Source organism: Xanthomonas sacchari, assembly GCF_024266585.1.
In the GTDB taxonomy this organism is placed as follows: domain Bacteria; phylum Pseudomonadota; class Gammaproteobacteria; order Xanthomonadales; family Xanthomonadaceae; genus Xanthomonas_A; species Xanthomonas_A sacchari_C.
On sequence record NZ_CP100647.1, the window covers coordinates 3791592 to 3805462 of the forward strand.

13 protein-coding genes and 1 pseudogene are annotated in these 13871 nt (G+C 69.4%); 13 read left to right on the forward strand and 1 reads right to left on the reverse strand.

The window, feature by feature from the left end:
* The first annotated feature begins 8 nt into the window (after window positions 1-8).
* On the forward strand, window positions 9-530 hold the full coding sequence (locus NKJ47_RS15745; protein WP_254458767.1) for a DUF2007 domain-containing protein: 522 nt from the start codon (window positions 9-11) through the stop codon (window positions 528-530).
* A 240-nt stretch (window positions 531-770) separates the two neighbouring features.
* On the opposite strand, the gene NKJ47_RS15750 is transcribed toward NKJ47_RS15745, so the two are convergent.
* Entirely contained in the window at window positions 771-1364 is a 594-nt protein-coding gene (locus NKJ47_RS15750) for an EF-hand domain-containing protein (RefSeq protein ID WP_254458768.1), read from the reverse strand.
* A 140-nt stretch (window positions 1365-1504) separates the two neighbouring features.
* Between NKJ47_RS15750 and NKJ47_RS15755 the strand changes: the two genes are divergently transcribed.
* The 12 genes and pseudogenes from NKJ47_RS15755 (at window position 1505) to NKJ47_RS15810 (ending at window position 13842) form a co-directional block, all read left to right on the forward strand.
* Window positions 1505-2326: an arginyltransferase gene (locus tag NKJ47_RS15755; RefSeq protein ID WP_429002544.1), complete on the forward strand. Its 822-nt coding sequence runs from the start codon at window positions 1505-1507 to the stop codon at window positions 2324-2326.
* Between the two features lie 446 nt (window positions 2327-2772).
* Complete coding sequence (locus NKJ47_RS15760) at window positions 2773-3735, forward strand: sulfotransferase family protein (RefSeq protein ID WP_254458770.1); 963 nt, start codon at window positions 2773-2775, stop codon at window positions 3733-3735.
* Window positions 3732-5057, forward strand: coding sequence for an MFS transporter (locus NKJ47_RS15765; protein ID WP_254458771.1), 1326 nt, complete (start codon window positions 3732-3734; stop codon window positions 5055-5057). Before NKJ47_RS15760 ends, NKJ47_RS15765 begins: the two co-directional genes overlap by 4 nt.
* 17 nt (window positions 5058-5074) lie before the next feature.
* Window positions 5075-6475, forward strand: coding sequence for a hypothetical protein (locus tag NKJ47_RS15770; protein WP_254458772.1), 1401 nt, complete (start codon window positions 5075-5077; stop codon window positions 6473-6475).
* A gap of 34 nt (window positions 6476-6509) precedes the next feature.
* Entirely contained in the window at window positions 6510-7991 is a 1482-nt protein-coding gene (locus tag NKJ47_RS15775) for a GMC oxidoreductase (protein WP_254458773.1), read from the forward strand.
* Window positions 7992-8004: 13 nt separating this feature from the next.
* Window positions 8005-9252 carry an aminotransferase class III-fold pyridoxal phosphate-dependent enzyme gene (locus tag NKJ47_RS15780; RefSeq protein ID WP_254458774.1) on the forward strand — a complete coding sequence of 416 codons (1248 nt, stop codon included), beginning with the start codon at window positions 8005-8007 and terminating at the stop codon, window positions 9250-9252.
* 43 nt (window positions 9253-9295) lie between these two features.
* Window positions 9296-10581: pseudogene (locus NKJ47_RS15785) on the forward strand (endonuclease/exonuclease/phosphatase family protein).
* 358 nt (window positions 10582-10939) lie between these two features.
* Entirely contained in the window at window positions 10940-11302 is a 363-nt protein-coding gene (locus tag NKJ47_RS15790) for a roadblock/LC7 domain-containing protein (protein WP_254458776.1), read from the forward strand.
* Window positions 11303-11311: 9 nt separating this feature from the next.
* On the forward strand, window positions 11312-11812 hold the full coding sequence (locus tag NKJ47_RS15795) for a PAS domain-containing protein (RefSeq protein WP_254458777.1): 501 nt from the start codon (window positions 11312-11314) through the stop codon (window positions 11810-11812).
* Window positions 11809-12564, forward strand: coding sequence for a PhnD/SsuA/transferrin family substrate-binding protein (locus NKJ47_RS15800; protein ID WP_254458778.1), 756 nt, complete (start codon window positions 11809-11811; stop codon window positions 12562-12564). Before NKJ47_RS15795 ends, NKJ47_RS15800 begins: the two co-directional genes overlap by 4 nt.
* Before the next feature lie 7 nt (window positions 12565-12571).
* A complete protein-coding gene (locus NKJ47_RS15805; RefSeq protein WP_254458779.1) occupies window positions 12572-13213 on the forward strand; it encodes a hypothetical protein in 642 nt (213 codons plus the stop codon).
* Window positions 13210-13842: a hypothetical protein gene (locus tag NKJ47_RS15810; protein ID WP_254458780.1), complete on the forward strand. Its 633-nt coding sequence runs from the start codon at window positions 13210-13212 to the stop codon at window positions 13840-13842. Before NKJ47_RS15805 ends, NKJ47_RS15810 begins: the two co-directional genes overlap by 4 nt.
* Window positions 13843-13871: the final 29 nt, after the last annotated feature.

Below are 13871 nucleotides of genomic sequence, written 5' to 3' on the forward strand. Positions count from 1 at the left end.
CACCCCGCATGCGTCAGATCTTCAGCAGCCAGCGCGTGGAAACCGCCGAAGGCGTGGCCGCACTGCTGCGCGCAGCCGGCATCGCGGTGCGGCTGAGCAACGGCCGCTCCTACCGCAGCCGCCGCAGCGGCCAGTTCAGCTATCTCGATCCGGTGGCGGCAAAGGCGCAGCCCACGGTGTGGGTGGTGCACGCCAACGACCAGCCACGCGCGCGCGAACTGCTGCGCGAAGCCGGGCTGCTCGACAGTACCCGGCGCGATCCGGAACAGGGCCGCGCGCCGTACTTGAACGAGTTCCGCTCGCAGGTGGAAGCGGACAGCGGCAAGCGCTGGGCCTGGCGCATCCGCATCGCCCTGCTGCTGGCGATCGCTGCGGTGGCGCTGGTCACGGTGCTGCGCCATCGCGACAACCGCGGACCGAACGCCGCCCCCGCCGCGGCGCCCGCGACGCAGCCGGCCTCGCCTCCGGCGCAAGACACCGGCAGCGACGAAGTGCGCGTGCGCGTGCAACCGGCGCCGCGCGGCAACTGAGGACATTGCGCGCGGCGCCCTGTCGCGTGCATCGGCTGTGGCATTGCGCTTGCTGCTGCAGGTTTCCTGCATGTCTGCGCCACACAGCGCGCGACACCTCACTGCTGTGCTGTCGCGACGCCACGTCGCGACAGCACGTACCTCCCGCGTCTCCCACGGCAAAACGCCCCTGCACCTTGCGGTACAGGGGCGCGGTCGATCGGCGCCTTGATGCAGTGAAGCGGTGCTGCGGCGGCTGACTCAGTTGCTGTCCGGCGCCGGCATCGGCGGCGGCGCGTCGCCGCCGCGCGGACCGCCCGGGCGATGCGCCCAGCGCTTGACCTGCGCCGCATCGAACTCGGCGCGACTGAGCATGCCGTCCTTGTTGGTATCGGCCGCGGCGAACCAGGCATCGCGATGCTGCTTGGCGCGCAGCTCGAAGTCGGCACGGTCGATGTAGCCGTCCTTGTTCACGTCCATCTTGTCGAAGCGCGCGGCGAGCCTGGGATCGGCCTGCGCTTCGGCGCGGCTGATGCGGCCGTCCTTGTTGGTGTCCAGCTTGGCCATCATCGCGCCGGGCACGCCGTGTTCGCCCGGGCCGCCGTGGCGGCCGTGCCGCGGCCACTCGTCGCGGCTGAGCTTGCCGTCGTGGTTCTTGTCCAGCGCATCGAAATGCGCGGCCAGGCGCGGATCGGCGGCGGCTTCGCTGCGGTCAATGACGCCATCGCCGTTCTTGTCGAGCGCGGCGATGCCGCCGGCAGCGGCTGGCGCGGCGGGATCGGCCGGCGGCGGCGGAACGGCGTAGGCGGCACCGGACAGCACGGCCAGGGCGAGCAGCGGGTTGCGATACTTCATGGGTCACTCCCTGAGGATGATGAGGAACCTGCCGCAACGGCAGGCGTCGGCGCGATGGGCGGCCCGAACAGCGGACCGGCGCAGCGCGCCTTCCCTGCAGACAACGCCTCGTCGCCGCCACGGTTGACCCGCGACCTGACCTGTTCATGGAGGGGACAGTCGCGGCCCCTGCGATGGCGAAGCGCTATGCTCGGCGCATGGCCATCCATTCCGACGCCAGCGACGACCTGCGGCTGTTCCAGACCGGCCAGCACGCGTGCGGCTATTGGCCGGAGCGGCAGGCCCGCGACCTGGTGCTGGACCCGCACGATCCGCGCCTGGGCGCACTGTATCCGCTGGCGTTGAGCTGGGGCTTCCGCCGTTCCGGCGACCTGGTCTATCGCCCGCACTGCGACCACTGCCGCGCCTGCGTGGCGGTGCGCATTCCGGTCGAGGACTTCGTGCCCGATCGCAGCCAGCGCCGCTGCCTGGCGCGCAATGCCGACATCGAGGTGCGCATCGTCGCCGCCGAGCGCAACGAGGAACAGTTGGCGCTGTACCAGCGCTACCTGCGCCATCGCCATCCCGGCGGCGGCATGGACGATCACGGCGCGCACGAGTTCGACCAGTTCCTGATCGGCCGCTGGTCGCATGGGCGTTTCCTGGAACTGCGCCAGCGCATGCCGGACGGACGCCGCGGGCCGCTGCTGGCGGTGGCGGTCACCGACATCACCGCGCAGGCGCTGTCGGCGGTCTATACCTTCTACGATCCGGAGGCCAGCGCGCGCGGCCTGGGCACGCTGGCGATCCTGCAGCAGCTCGCCTGGGCCCGGCGCGAGGGTCTGCGCCACCTGTACCTGGGCTACTGGATCCGCGGCCACCAGAAGATGGACTACAAGCGCCGCTTCCGGCCGCTGCAGGCCTACGACGGCCGCCACTGGCGCGACTTCGACGCCCATCCCGAACACGGCGATCGCGATTGACCCAGTAGCGTGCACGACCTTCGCAAAGCGCGAGGCGTCCACAAAACCCGGCCACAGGGCCGCGGGATTCGCGACCGCCGGAAGACCGCAATACAGATGCGGCGGCATTGCCCTGCAAGGCGATGGAGTGCCACGGCCGCGCCTTCAGTACGCCACCGGACCGCGACGTCGCGATTGTTCGATCGGCGCGCGCTATGTCGCAGCGAGCTCGACGTCTACGCAATGCGGTCGCCGCCCACGTTCGCGACCGCCTGAAGATCGAGCGCAGGCGGCGTCTCTGGCGAATCAAGGCGAATTGCCACCGCGGTTTCGGCATACGGCCCAAGCACTGCGACCGCGATTAACCCACTAATGTGCAGCATGTCCGGAATCTCCCGGACGTCTACAAAATACGCTAACCCCACGATTTACCCGGTGATATAAAGTGCGCAACACGCGGAATCATTATGTCCATCTCCCGCCAATCGCCCTCATTCACCGCACCGCTTTCGCCGCCAATCATGATCGGTGGCGAAAATCGCTCAGGAACGACGCTACTCAGCATCCTGCTCGACTCGCACCCCGACCTGGTGGTCGGACCGGAGATCGACTTCATCGAACCCGAAAACCTCGGCCCCCATATTCTCGCAGTGTGCGAATTAATGGATTGCGGCGACCGGCGAGTGGCCGGCAACAGCAAGGACACCATCGATCCGGAATGGTACGACGGCATGCACTTCGTCATACAGTGCGAGCGTTTCGGCCTGCGCCGCGAAGATGTACGCGCTTTGATCGGCGGACTGATGGCTGAACATGACAGCACGCTTTCCACGCTGGAAGAACGCTGCCTGGTCATCGAATCCATTGGCGAATTTCGCCGCAAGAACACCCAAAAGAAGCGCTGGGGATTAAAACTGCAACGCAAGATAAAGGATATCGAAACGTATTCAAGAATCTGGCCGAACGCGCACTTCATCCAGATTATCCGCGACGGTCGCGACCTGGCAGCCTCGCATCTCGGAACGGTCCCGGACTGGGGTTACCGAACGATTGCCGACGCGGCCCACGGTTGGCTCGAAGTCGTCACCGGGCCGCGCCATGGCGCGCCGCCAGGACGCTATCTGGAAATTCGCTACGAAGATCTCGTCACCCAGCCACGCGCGACCCTTGAACGGGTACTGCACTACCTTGGCGTCGCCTGGGACGAGGCGATGCTTCACCACAGCGAGCAGGCGCATTCGCTGTTCGAGACGCCCTGGGGTCACCCCGCGGCAGCCGCGACGCGCAAACCCTTGTCCGCCTCGCGTCGCGGGCGCTATCTGCAGGATCTGACGCCTGACCAGATCGCAGCATTCGAACGTATCGCCGGGAAGGAACTGCTGAATCTCGGTTACGGCTTGAGCGCGCCGGAACCCGGCCGTACGCCATGACGCGGCCGCTGCCGCCATGTCGCGCATCCCGGCAGCGGCTGCCGCGCAGTTTCCGCCTCCTCGTCGCCGGCCAAGCGCTGTCCTTGATCGGGTCGCAGGTGACCCTCCTGGCCTTGCCGTTGATCGCAATCCAATTGAACAACGCGCAGTCATTCGAAACCGGCGTTCTGCTTGCCTGCGGACGTGCGCCCTATCTGCTGCTGGGCCTGCTTGCCGGTGTAGCGGCAGATCGGGTCGCGCACTGGATGCTGCTGGTCGTCGCCAACGCGGCCATGGCGCTCACGCTTGCCACGCTGCCGCTGACCGCATTGCTCGATGGGCATATCGGCATGGCGCATCTTTACCTCGTCGCGACCCTGGTGGGAGCGGCCGCGGTCGTCGCCGATATCGCCTTCCTGGCTTGCGTGCCGACGGTCGTCGGTCCGCAGCAACTGGTGCAGGCGCAAAGCAGGATGGAACTGGCGCAGTCGGCAGCCTTGGTGGTTGGGCTGCCATTGGCAGGCTGGCTGGTCGCCACGTTCTCCGCGCCCGTCGCGATCCTGGCCGACTCGGCGTCCTTCCTATTGGCGGTTGCCCTGCTCCCACACGCGGCGCTGCGTTCGGCGCGCAACGCGCCGGCGTTGGCCGATCGCCACGCGCGCCAGGCAGGCGGCGCGATCTGGCGCCTGCTGGGAGAGGCCGCCGACGGCGTGCTGTTCACGCTGCGCAGCCCCTCGTTACGCGCCGTGACGCTTGCCACGGGCACGTTCGTTTTCTGCTACAGCGCCTATTCCGCGGTGTTCCTGCTGTACCTGTCCCGGGATCTGGGATTGAGCGCCGGCATGATCGGCACCGTCACCGGCATCGCCGCGACAGGCAGCGTGCTTGGTGCCCTGATCGCCCGCCGAGTGGCGCAGGCGCTGGGGCTGGGCCGCACGCTGACCGCGGCATTGCTGACCAGCGCGATCGGCGCGGTACTGGGCCCAAGCCTGCATGGGGCGGGCTGGCTCGCGTTGGGATTGTCGCAGGTGCTGATCTGGGCAGGACAGCAGGTCTACAACGTCCACCAGGTACCGATCCGCTACGCCCTGGCGCCCGTGCACCTGCATGGACGGGTGAACGCGAGCATCCGCACCGTGGTCTGGAGCCTGGCGCCGCTCGGCGCCCTGCTCGGTGGTGCATGCGGCATGTGGTCGACGCCCAGAACCACCTTGCTGCTCAGCGGCGCGCTGATGGCGGCGGCGGCCGGCTGGATCGTCGCCTCCCCCCTCTGGGCGGTGCGCGTTCCCCAACTCGGTCAGGGGCATGCCGCCGTCCCGTCCACCGCCGCTTCCCGCAGATAGACAACCATCCGATCGCCATGCGGATCATCGACCTGCCCTCCATGCGACTCCCTGCGGGCCACCTCACCGTCTGGCGGGTGTGCGACGGCACGGCGCCTCGAAACGCATGGACGCACGACCCGCGCCGCGCTTCGCACGCGCAGGAAGCGGCCATCAGGTACATGCGCGAGGAAGCCAGCCAGGGCAGGCGACCGCCGTCATGGCTGGGCTGCCTCTTCGATCTTCCCGCCGCACTCGATCTGCGCGCCTTCGCGGCGGCGCTGCGCGCATGGATCGACCGCCACGAAGTCCTCCGCAGCCAGCTCAGCCCGCGTTCCCGCACTGCCGCGGGCTGCGACCTGCAGCGCACCACGCTGCCGGTCGGGAACGCCCGCGTGCACGCCAGCGAGGCCGGCATGTTCGCGGACGCCGCGGCACTGGGGCAGTACCTGGAGCAGTTGTTCGACAGCGAGGTCGGTCCGCTCGCGTGGCCCGGCTACCTCGCCACCAGCATCGCGCACGCGGCGGCCACCACCGTCTGCATCGCCCTGGACCACACCCTGGTGGATGGCTACTCACTTTTGCAGATTCCCCAGGAAATCCACACGCTTTATGCCGCAGCCTGCGCTACCCGCGAAGCCTCCCCCGTCGCTGCAGGCGCACCCTTGCCGAGCTACCTGGATTTCGCCGAGGCCGAACGGACGGCGGCCGACGCCTTGACCGTCGACCATCCCCACATCCTGCGCTGGCGGCGGTTCGTGACCGACGGCAAAGGGGCGCTGCCCGCGTTCCCGCTGCCCGTGCGCAATCCGGACGGCTGCGCCGCCGCACAGCCCAGCGGATACGCCGACCTGCTGGACGCCGCATCCACGCGCGCATTCGAATGCGCTTGCCGAACAGCAGGAGGCGATTCCTTCTCCGGCGTGCTCGCCTGTCTGGCGCTAGCCAACCTGGGAATCGCCGGCTCGCCCGAATTCAGCACCATGCTGCCCTTCAACACGCAGCCGCCGCCGCGGCGTCCGTCCCTGGGCTGGTATGTGGGCATGGGCCCGGTGACGTTCGCCCTGGAGCCGGCCGGCGGCTTCGAGCAGGCCGTGCGCTGCGCGGCGGCGGCCCTCGACGGCATCAAGGCGCTGGCGCAGATTCCGATCCCGCGCGTGATGGAACTGCTGGGCCAACCGTTGCGCGATCCCTTCATGGTGTCCTACATGGATCTGCGCCTGATCGGCGGCGCCCGTCACTGGAACGCGTGGAACGCCGTCGCGCTGCGCAGCCGCATCACGGACCCCGAGGAGGTCTGCCTGTGGATCATGCGCACCCACGACGGCCTCAACATCAGCTACCGCCATCCGGCCAACGCAGCGGCGGACGCCATCGTCGCCGACTACGTAGCCCGCAGCAAACGCATTCTCGCCTGCGTGGCCGATACCACGCACTAACCCAGCATCACCATCCCGGCAGGAGAGCTTGCCCGTGGTCGACATCAGACACATCGCTGCAGCGCGCACCCAGTACTCGAGTTTCGACGCGGTGATCGTCGGTTCGGGCCCATCCGGCTCGATCGTGGCCAGAACGCTGGCGGAACGAGGCTGGCGGGTGGCGATCCTGGAATATGGCGGCCTGGTGTCCCCGGGCACCATGCTCAGGCCGTATCAGGCCGCCTACAGCAAGGCGTTGACCTCCGACGACTGCGCCGACGGCAATCCCTGGACCGCCTGCTGCGTCGGCGGCGGGATGCAGTTCTATGACGCGATCATGCTCCGCTACCGACCGTCGGACCTGGCCGCCTCGCAGTATCTGACGACGGACATGCAGGTCGATTGGCCCATCACGATCCAGGATCTGGAGCCCCACTATCGCGAGATCGAGAGGCTGCTGGGCATCTGCGGCACCGACGGGTTCTCGCCCTACCCCGCCAGCCCGCGCGGGCTGATGCTGAGCCAGGCGATGCAGGATCTCGGCATCCGCTCGAAGAGCGTACCGCTGGCGATCCGCCCACCGGGGACCAGCAGAGGATGCGTCGAATGCTCGGCATGCGACGAGTTGACCTGCCCGACGGATGCCAGGGCATCCGTGCTGGCGCGAGACATCCTCGACGACACCGGGCTGCCGGGAAGCATCTCGGTCCTGTACGGATGTTTCGCCAACCGGATCGAGGTCCTCGGCGATGGCCGCGCCAACGCCATCGAATGCTATGTTCCGCTGTCGTCCGAGCTGATCCGCATCCCCGTCGCCCGGGTCATCGTCTGCGCCAACGCGATCCAGACCACGGCGCTGCTGCTGCGCTCGAGGAGCCGGCACTCGCCGGAGGGAATCGGCAACGACGCAGGACTCGCCGGCCGCGGACTCTCGTTCAAGGTCAGCGGCTATTCCGTGGGATTCATGCGCGAGAGCACGGCGCCCTGCGCGTTCGCGCCCCACCGCGGGCCGCATGCGACCGTCTATACCGATGCGTTCTACGAGCACGACGCCGCGCCCTGCGGATTCGGCGGCATCATTTACGAATCGAACTATTCGCCCCCGAACAAGAACGTCGGCCTCATCCGCCTGCACTACATCGCCGGAGACGAGCCGTGGTCGTACAACCGGGTCTTGCTCGACGACACCGTCGACGCCGACGGCATCCCGTACATCCGTTTCAGCTACGAGAATTCCGAGAACGACTGCGCACGCATCATGTTCCTGGCTGAACGCGCGGAAGACATCCTGCGGCGCAGCGGCGCCGCCCGTATCGAGCGCGAGCTGTTTCTCAACAGGAAAGGGCGCGCGCATTTGCACGGCACCCTGCGCGCTGGCCACGACGCGCGGACTTCCGTCGTGGACAGCAACGGCAAGGTCCATGGATTCACCAATATCCACGTGATGGACGGTTCGGTCATGAACTTCCCCGGCAACAGCAACCCGACCCACACCATCATGGCCAACGCCAGGCGCATGGCGCAGTCGCTCTGCTAAGGAGAAACATCGCATGTCCACTCGCAGCACTGCCGCGCATCTTGCCGAATGGGAGCGCGAAACCCGATCGTCCATCGTGTTCCGCTCCGCGACCGGGGCGATGGCGGAGGACATCAACGGCAAGATCTACCTGGACATGACCTCCTGCAGCGGCGCATCGCCGTTGGGGAGTAACCATGCAACGTTCAGGACCAGGTTCGCCCGCGCGATGGAGCGGCACACCGACATCCTGCCGTCGCCGGTGAGCGAGCAACGGCAGCTGCTCGCCCGCAGGATCTCCGCCATGTTTCCCGACACGCCCAGGGCGTTCTTCCTCAGGACCGGGTCCTGCGCGACCGAGGCCGCAATCCGGATCGCCCGGCATCGCACCGGCAAGCCGCTGATCCTCAGCGCCGGCTTCCACGGCTGGCACGACAGCTTCCAGCAACGCCCGTGGGCAGACGAAACGCCGGTCGTCGATCCGCACATCCACGACTTCCAGTACGACCTCGACCTGCTGGCGCGGCAGCTTGCCGACAACGCGGGCACTGTCGCGGGCGTCTTCTTCACCCCCGAACCGTCGGCGTTCCCTCCGCAACTGCTCCAGGACCTCGCCGCGATGGCGCGGTCGCACGGGGCATTGCTAATGGTCGACGAAGTGCTGTGCGGACTGCGCTACGCCAACGGCGGGTATTGTCGCCGGCATGCGGTGAACGCCGATCTCATCACCATCGCCAAGGGACTCGCGCAAGGCATGGGTCTTTCCGCCGTGGTCGGCACCGAGGATGCGATGCAGGGCGCGGACCGGGCCTATCTCGGCAACACGTTCCTGCGCGAGAACCGGGCCTTCGTGGCGGGCAACCTGACCCAGGACATCTTCGAGGAGGCGGACGTCATCGCCCGCATCGCCGACAATGGCGCAACCCTCAAGAGACACGTGCAGGCTGGCTTCGACAGTTGCGGCGTGGCCGCTCGGGTGCTGGGCAACGAGGCCATGTTCGATGTCGTGCTGCCGTCGCGCGCGCACGGCAGGCTGTTCGCCCACGCGTGCCTGAAGCACGGCATCTATGCCGGCTACCCGGGAAAGTACATGAGCAATGCGGCCATGGACGATGCGTTCTTCGCCGCATTGCGGCCGGCGCTGCAGCGGACGCTGGAGGACTATCGCCAGCACGCGGACCTAGACGCGCAGGTCACCGATGCCGCCATCGTCGATTACTGCGCGCAGGCATTCCGCGCCACCGCCGGCGCCTGCCTCTGCCACCGGCGTCACTGGGCATGACGCGGGAAGTGCGGCGCGCGCGGCGGCGCCCCCCGGGGCGCCGATCCGGCCCGGGCCGCCATCGTGCGGACATGGCGCACGTGCGAAACTGGGCGGATGAAACCCCACCTGCTCCTGCTCGCCCTGACCCTGCTGTGCGGCGCCTGCGCGCACACTGCTCCTAACGCTCACCCGATGACCGACACCGCCGCGCCAGCCGCCACGACGCTGCGGCTGGCCACCTACAACACCTCGCTCAATTCCGACGAACCCGGCGGCCTGATCGCCGCGCTGCAGGGTGACAGCGCACAGGCGCGCAAGATCGCCGCGGTGCTGCAACAGGTGCGCCCGGACCTGGTGCTACTCAACGAGTTCGACTACGACGAGGCGCACCGCGCCGCCGACCTGTTCGAGCAGCGCTACCTCGCGGTGCCGCAACCGCACGGCGGCGCGGCGCTGCGCTACCCCTACCGCTACCTGGCGCCGGTCAACACCGGCGTGCCCAGCGGCCTGGACCTGGACAACGACGGCCATGTCGGCGGCGAAGGCCGCGCGCGCGGCAACGACGCCTGGGGCTACGGCCTGCATCCCGGCCAGTACGGCATGTTGCTGCTGTCCAGGTATCCGATCGACACCGCGGCGGTGCGCAGCTTCCGCCTGCTGAAGTGGAGCGCGATGCCCGACGCGCTGCGCCCGGTCGATCCGGCCACCGGCCGCTTCTTCCACAGCGACGCGGTGTGGGCGCAGCTGCGGTTGTCGTCGAAGTCGCACTGGGACGTGCCGGTGCGCACCCCGCTGGGCGTGCTGCATGCGCTGGTGGCGCACCCGACCCCGCCGGTGTTCGACGGCGCGGAGAAGCGCAATGCGGCGCGCAACCACGACGAACTGCGCGTGTGGCGCGAGTATCTGGACGACGCCGGCAGCGGCACGGCGCGCTGGCTGTGCGACGACGCCGGCCGCTGCGGCGGGCTGGCCGCCGATGCGCAGTTCGTGATCCTCGGCGACCTCAACAACGACGTCATCGACGGCGACGGCCGCCACGATGCGATCCGCGCCCTGGTGACGCACCCGCGCGTGCTGCAGTCCCCCGCCCCGCGCAGTACCGGCGGCGAGGAGACCACGCGCGCCTATGCGGCCAACGGCATCGCCCACCGCGGCCCGCCGCAGCAGGTCACCGGCGATTTCGGTCCCAAGTCCGGCACCATGCGCCTGGATTACGTGTTGCCGTCGCGCAACTTCCGCTACCTGGACAGCGGCGTGTTCTGGCCGGCGTCCAGCGATCCCGCCGCGGCCATCGCCGACGGCAGCGACCATCACCTGGTCTGGGTCGACGTCGCCGCAGGGCCGTAAGCGCAGGCAAAAAAATCGCCGCGCGCATCGCGCCGCGGCCAGTGCAGCACACCAGCGGCGGCCCATCGGCCGCCGCGTTTTTTCGACCGGCCGGTACGCACCGCACCCGTCGCCCGCTACCGCGCACGGCGCGACAGCACGCGCAGGTGCTTGCTCCCATCACGGCAGGGGCTTCACCCCGGCACGCAGTGCCTCGGCCATCCTCGGAACCGAAGCGCCTGCCCACCGCTGACCTCCGCCGAACGCCCGCAGCCGGGCCAGCGCCGGCCACGGCCTTGATCCAGATCAAGGGCAAGCCCGCGCCGACGCGGTCCAATGCCTCCCGCACCCACTGGGGATGCGCAAGCGGAAGGCGAGCATGCGAACGCAACAGTTGCAACAGGCGCTGGAGGGACTCAACGGCGCCACTGCCGATATCGAGGCCTCGGCGCTGATCTCCCTGGACGGGCTTATGATCGCCTCGGCGATGCCGCAGGGCATGGACGAGGACCGGGTCGGCGCGATGTCCGCGGCACTGCTCGCGCTGGGCGAGCGCAGCGCGCGCGAACTGGCGCGCGGCGCGCTGGAACGGGTGCTGGTGCAGGGCGAACTCGGCTACGTGATCATGAGCGCGGCCGGCCGCGAGGCGGTGCTCACCGTACTCGCCAAGCCCAGCGCCAAGCTCGGCCTGGTGTTCCTGGACATCAAGCGCGCCGCGCAGGCGCTGCAGCAGATCCTGTAGGGGGCCGCCATGCCGCTGCCGCCGATGGATCCACCGCACGAGCCGCACCGCAGCGCCGAGCTGCGCTACCACGACGGCAGCCGCCGCACGGTGTACTGGAGCGAGCGCGAGGTGGCCTACCCGGACGGGCGCCTGATCGTCTCGCGCACCGACCTGGACGGCGTCATCACCCACGCCAACGACGCCTTCGTCGAACTCAGCGGCTGGCCGCGGGAGGTGCTGATCGGCGCGCCGCACTGCATCCTGCGCCACCCGGACATGCCGCGGCGCGCGTTCCGCACGCTGTGGGACACCGTGCTGGCCGGCGAGAAGTGGCACGGCTACGTCAAGAACCTGCGCCGCGACGGCGCCTGCTACTGGGTCTACGCCACCGCCTTGCCGAACGTGCGCGACGGCCGCGTGGTCGGCTTCACCTCGGTGCGGCGCAAGCCCTCGCGGCGGCGCATCGACGCGCTGCAGCCGCTGTACGCGCAATGGCTGCAGGACGAGCGTGCGGAGCCGCCGGCATGAGCTGCACGTTCCTGATCGCGCCGGACTTCGCGCCCGAATATTTCGGCGGCTGGTACCTGCTCAGCACGGTGTTGCAACGCCGCGCCGGCATCGGCCTGCGCCTGCTGATGCCGGCCGACGCCGCCGAACAGCGGCAGTTGCTGGACGACAGCGTCGTCGACTTGGTGTACGCCAGCCCGTTCGATGCCAGCGCCTTGATCCGCGACCGCGGCTACCTGCCGCTGGTGCGGCCGCGCGGGCACGCCGACGAGGTGGTGATCGCGACAGCGGCCGAGGCGCCGATGCGTTGCGTGGAAGACCTGCCCTACGGCTGCCGCATCGCCGTCACCGCCAACCACGACGTGCGCCTGATCGGCCTGCGTCTGCTGGAACCGGCCGACCTGGAGCCGGAGCGCATCGCCTGGCGCCCGGCCAGCAGCTACGCCGCGGTGGCGCGCCTGCTGCTGGAAGGCGAAGCCGACGCCGGCCTGTTCCTGGCCACCGCCTACCACGGCCTGTCGCGGCTGAGCCGCGCGCGGCTGCGCCCGCTGGTGGAAAGCGCGCTGTGCGACATCGGCCACGTGCTGCTGGCGCATCCGCGCCTGGGCCCGCAACTGCCGGCGCTGCGCGACGCCCTGCTGACGCTGGGCGATGCCGCGCACCGCGACGACCAGGCGGTGCTGGACGCGCTGGGCCTGGAACACGGCTTCGAGGCGATGGCCACCGAGGACGCCGAATTCATGATCGACCTGATCGACACCTTGCTGGACTGAGGCGCCCATGCCCACGCCTCCCGCCTGCGATCCCGCCCGCCTGGTGATGCGCACCCATGCCCGCGCCCTGCTGCGCGACCCGCGCGACGCCGCCGCGCACCTGGCGCGGCTGCACGCGGCACTGCAGCTGCACGACAACGAGCCGACCCAGGGCGTGCTCGCCGACCTGTTCGTGGCCCTGCCGCGGCACGACACCGCCCTGCGCCAGTTGGCGTTGCAGATGGCCGCAGCGCACCTGGCGCCGCACGTGGCCGAAGCCTTCCAGCGCCACAGCCAGGGCCACGCGCTGCTGCCGATCAACGCCCTGGCCACGCGCTGGAGCGTGCTGGCGCGGCCGTCCGCCGACGTGCCGGCGCGGGTGCGCCGGGCCAGCCCGGACCATTCGCGGCGGATGGTGCGCGAGGTGGTGGACGCGCTGTGCGACGGCACGCCGCTCGCCGCGGCACGCTGCGAACGCGAATTCCTCGACTACTGCATCAGTTGCCAGGACAAACTCGCCTTCATGCTCGCCACCCGCGAACTGCGCCGCCATGCGCTGGCCCTGGGCGACCGCTGGGACCGCACCGCGCGCTGGCTGCAGCAGCGCGAGCCGCTGGGCGGCCGCAGCGTCGACGCCCTGTGCTTTTCCAGCGCGAGCGCACCGCGATGACCGCCCCCGACCCGACCGCCGAACCGACCTGGCTGATGCCGACCCCGCACGGCGTGCTGCATGGCTTCGCCAGCGCCACCCCCGACCGCATGCAGCGCGCGCTGCAACTGCTGCTCGGCGCGCACGGCGCGCTGTCGCTGCAGGAATGGCGCCAGCGCGTGGGCGGCGACGCGCCGCGACTGCTGCAGGAAGCGCGCGAACAGCAGTGGGTGCAACTGCTGCGGCGCGCCGTCCCCGGCCCGGAGATCCGCCTGGACGATTTCGCCCAGCACGTGATCGCCCCGCTCTCGGCCGAACGCCGCGCGGTGCTGGCCTCCGACAGCGGCTTCTGCCTGGGCCATGCCGGCCTGGACCAGGAACAGGCCGAGACGCTGAGCGTGGCCGCCGCCGACTTTTCCGGTTTCGCCCAGCGCCAGGCCGTGCGCGGCTGGCACGGCGCGCAGCGCTACGTGGCGTTCTACAGCGAGCCGCAGCTGCTGCTGCCGGACTGGTCGTTCGTGCCGTTCTGGGTCGACGGCGCCGGCTACTGGCTGGTGCTGGGCGGCGAGGCGCTGCTCAACAACCTGGCGATGGTGGAACTGGTGTGGAGCATCCGCCTGGCGGCGGCACGGTTTGCGCCGCCGGCCTAGAAGCTGGGAATGGGGAAACGGGAATGGGG

What these genes read in the sequence shown, in the direction of transcription:
- NKJ47_RS15765 (WP_254458771.1), top strand. Translation starts at nt 3,732, where the DNA reads ATGACGCGGCCGCTGCCGCCATGTCGCGCATCCCGGCAGCGGCTGCCG.
- NKJ47_RS15800 (WP_254458778.1), top strand. Translation starts at nt 11,809, where the DNA reads ATGAGCTGCACGTTCCTGATCGCGCCGGACTTCGCGCCCGAATATTTC.
- NKJ47_RS15770 (WP_254458772.1), top strand. Translation starts at nt 5,075, where the DNA reads ATGCGGATCATCGACCTGCCCTCCATGCGACTCCCTGCGGGCCACCTC.
- NKJ47_RS15790 (WP_254458776.1), top strand. Translation starts at nt 10,940, where the DNA reads ATGCGAACGCAACAGTTGCAACAGGCGCTGGAGGGACTCAACGGCGCC.
- NKJ47_RS15810 (WP_254458780.1), top strand. Translation starts at nt 13,210, where the DNA reads ATGACCGCCCCCGACCCGACCGCCGAACCGACCTGGCTGATGCCGACC.
- NKJ47_RS15760 (WP_254458770.1), top strand. Translation starts at nt 2,773, where the DNA reads ATGTCCATCTCCCGCCAATCGCCCTCATTCACCGCACCGCTTTCGCCG.
- NKJ47_RS15745 (WP_254458767.1), top strand. Translation starts at nt 9, where the DNA reads ATGCGTCAGATCTTCAGCAGCCAGCGCGTGGAAACCGCCGAAGGCGTG.
- NKJ47_RS15780 (WP_254458774.1), top strand. Translation starts at nt 8,005, where the DNA reads ATGTCCACTCGCAGCACTGCCGCGCATCTTGCCGAATGGGAGCGCGAA.
- NKJ47_RS15750 (WP_254458768.1), bottom strand. Translation starts at nt 1,364, where the DNA reads ATGAAGTATCGCAACCCGCTGCTCGCCCTGGCCGTGCTGTCCGGTGCC.
- NKJ47_RS15795 (WP_254458777.1), top strand. Translation starts at nt 11,312, where the DNA reads ATGCCGCTGCCGCCGATGGATCCACCGCACGAGCCGCACCGCAGCGCC.
- NKJ47_RS15805 (WP_254458779.1), top strand. Translation starts at nt 12,572, where the DNA reads ATGCCCACGCCTCCCGCCTGCGATCCCGCCCGCCTGGTGATGCGCACC.